This is a genomic window from Pseudoalteromonas sp. SR45-5 (genome assembly GCF_014163565.1).
GTDB classification, from domain to species: Bacteria; Pseudomonadota; Gammaproteobacteria; order Enterobacterales; family Alteromonadaceae; genus Pseudoalteromonas; species Pseudoalteromonas distincta.
The window spans coordinates 1-2,673 of sequence record NZ_JACJDN010000550.1; the positions used below are offsets into that span (position 1 = coordinate 1).

Annotated in this window: 1 protein-coding gene and 1 pseudogene; one reads left to right on the forward strand and one right to left on the reverse strand. The window is 39.1% G+C overall.

Annotation, left to right across the window (positions count from 1 at the left end; genetic code table 11):
* Positions 1–80: 80 nt before the first annotated feature.
* A pseudogene (locus H5072_RS16340) lies at positions 81–434 on the forward strand (aminoglycoside phosphotransferase family protein); the annotation flags it as partial.
* 36 nt (positions 435–470) lie between these two features.
* Here H5072_RS16340 and H5072_RS16345 read toward each other — a convergent pair.
* Positions 471–2,546: a M13 family metallopeptidase gene (locus H5072_RS16345; RefSeq protein WP_182694130.1), complete on the reverse strand. Its 2,076-nt coding sequence runs from the start codon at positions 2,544–2,546 to the stop codon at positions 471–473.
* Between the last annotated feature and the right edge of the window lie 127 nt (positions 2,547–2,673).

Genomic DNA, 2,673 nt, shown 5'->3' on the forward strand with positions numbered 1-2,673 from the left:
CCACAAACGACCAATGTTATGACGTTTCAATAAATTACTCATATTATTAGGGTCTGTTGAACTTTGCGGATTAAAATTTTTTTTGCTCCCCCGAAGCCGAGGATTCAACAAACTTACACAACGTTGTTATTCGAAAAGATATATTTTCAGCCATTGTTAAAGGCTATGTAACGCCATTAAAAAGTAGCATGAGTATACTAGAGCAAGAAAGCTTATTATTAGGCGCTAAAATAATGCCGCTCATGTTAAGTGTGCGCTTTTTAACTGATTACTTAAATAACGATGTGTACTTTAAAGTATCTCATGCAGAGCATAATTTAGAGCGAGCACAAAACCAACTCGCGCTTTATAAAAGCATACTGAGTAACGAAGAATGGATGCACGCGTGCTTAGTCGATGAACAAATTCAAGATACAAAAAAACCAGTAAGCTAAAAACTTACTGGTTTTTTGTTATTTATAGCAATGCAATTACCAGATTTTTACGCGATCTTCTGGTTTGATATACATTTTATCACCTTCTTTTACGTCAAACGCTTCGTAAAACTCAGGCATGTTCGACAAGATACCGATTACACGGTAGTGGCTTGGTGAATGAGGGTCTGTTAATAAACGATTACGTAACTCTTCATCGCGGTAGTTACGACGCCAGATTTGTGACCAACCCATAAAGAAACGTTGATCGCCTGTGTAACCATCTATCACGGGTGCTTTTTTATCACCTAAAGATAGCATATACGCTTTATGCGCAACGGTTAACCCACCTAAGTCACCAATGTTTTCGCCAAGCGTTAGCTCACCATTAACACTTGCATCTTCAAATGGTTTATATTCGTTATACTGTGCAACTAAAGCCGCTGTACGCTCTTCAAATTGCTTAAGGTCAGTCTCACTCCACCAGTTACGTAAGTTACCGTCACCGTCGTATTTAGCACCTTGGTCGTCAAAACCGTGGCCAAGCTCATGCCCAATTACCGCGCCAATTGCGCCGTAGTTTACAGCATCATCCGCTTCTAAATTAAAGAATGGTGGTTGTAATATAGCGGCTGGAAATACAATTTCGTTGTTTACTGGGTTGTAATAAGCATTGACTGTTTGCGGAGTCATGTGCCATTCAGAGCGATCAACTGGTTTACCCAATTTAGCAATCATATCTGCGTATGCCCATTCGCTATAACGGATGTAATTACCTACTAGCTCATCTGAGTTAATCTCTAGCTCTGAGTAATCTTTCCACGTGTCTGGGTAACCAATCTTAGGCGTAAATTTATCTAATTTTTCTTTCGCTGCAAGCTTTGTTTCAGGGCTCATCCACTCAAGATTTTCGATAGCAACGCCATAACCTTTAATTACGTTATCAACTAACTCTTCCATGCGTGCTTTAGCTTCTGGGGGGAAGTTATCTTTAACGTATACCTTACCTAAAATCTCACCTAGTACACTGTTAGATGCATCAACCGCTTGCTTCCAAAGAGGTGCTTGTTCTTCTACGCCACGAAGTGTTGTGCTGTAAAAGTCAAAGTTAAGGTTAACTAAATCTTCGCTAAGTAGCTCTGCATAACCACTTACAAAATGAAATTTTAAGTAGTTTTTCCACGTCGCTAAATCAGTATCTTTATAAATAGTAGCAAGTGCTTCTAAGTAGCTTGGTTGACGTACAATAATATCACTTGCACTCACACCTGCATCTTTAAAGAATGCAGCTAAATCAAGCTCCCCCATCAACTTGCTTGCGTCTGCTACTGTCATCTTGTTGTAAGATTTAGTTGCGTCACGGCTTTGCACACGGCTCCATTGAGCATCAGCTAGTGTTTTTTCAAATGCAAGTACGCTCTTGGCAGCTTCTGCTGCATTTTTAACGCCTGATTTTGCTAAAACATCTGTGATGTATTGCTCGTAAGAAGCGCGAATTTTAGTGAATTTTTCGTCATCGTTTAAGTAATAATCACGATCTGGTAAACCTAGGCCCGACTGAGATAAATACAATGCATACTCGCTCGAGTTTTTAGCATCGTTATTTACAAACCAACCAAACGGTAAAGTACCGCCTTGTTTTTGAATTTTAGCCATTAAACCCACTAAGTCAGCTTTAGATTTAACGCTATCAATTGTATCTAATGACGGTTGTAATGGCGTAATACCTAGCTCATTACGCGCAGATTGATTCATGTAGCTTTTATAAAATGCGCCAATTTTATACTCATCAGTGCCTTTTTTAGCGGCCTTATTCGCGGCTGCGTTTTCAAGGGCAATTTTCATCGCTTTTTGTGACTCATCATATAGCTGCGAAAAAGAACCGTAGTTAGACTTATCACCTGGTATTTCAGTTTTTGCTAACCACTGTCCATTTACATGATAATAAAAATCGTCTTGTGCGCGTACTGAACTATCCATATTCGCTAGTTCAATACCAAGCTCTAGTGGCTTTTCAGCGGGTGCTGTTACTACAGGAGTGTCGGTTACTTTAGCTTCTTGTTGTTTTTCACCACAACCTACTAGACCAAGTGCAAGCGCTATGCTCGCAGCGGCCATTGTTACTTTATTCATAATGATTCCGTTTGTTAGTTAGAATTAAATCATACCAATCTGCTTATGTATGGGGTCTAATTAACGTTAAGAAAATTACGCTAGAACTAAGCAAAAGTTTTTGTATCTAGTTGTTCTAAATAAAAAA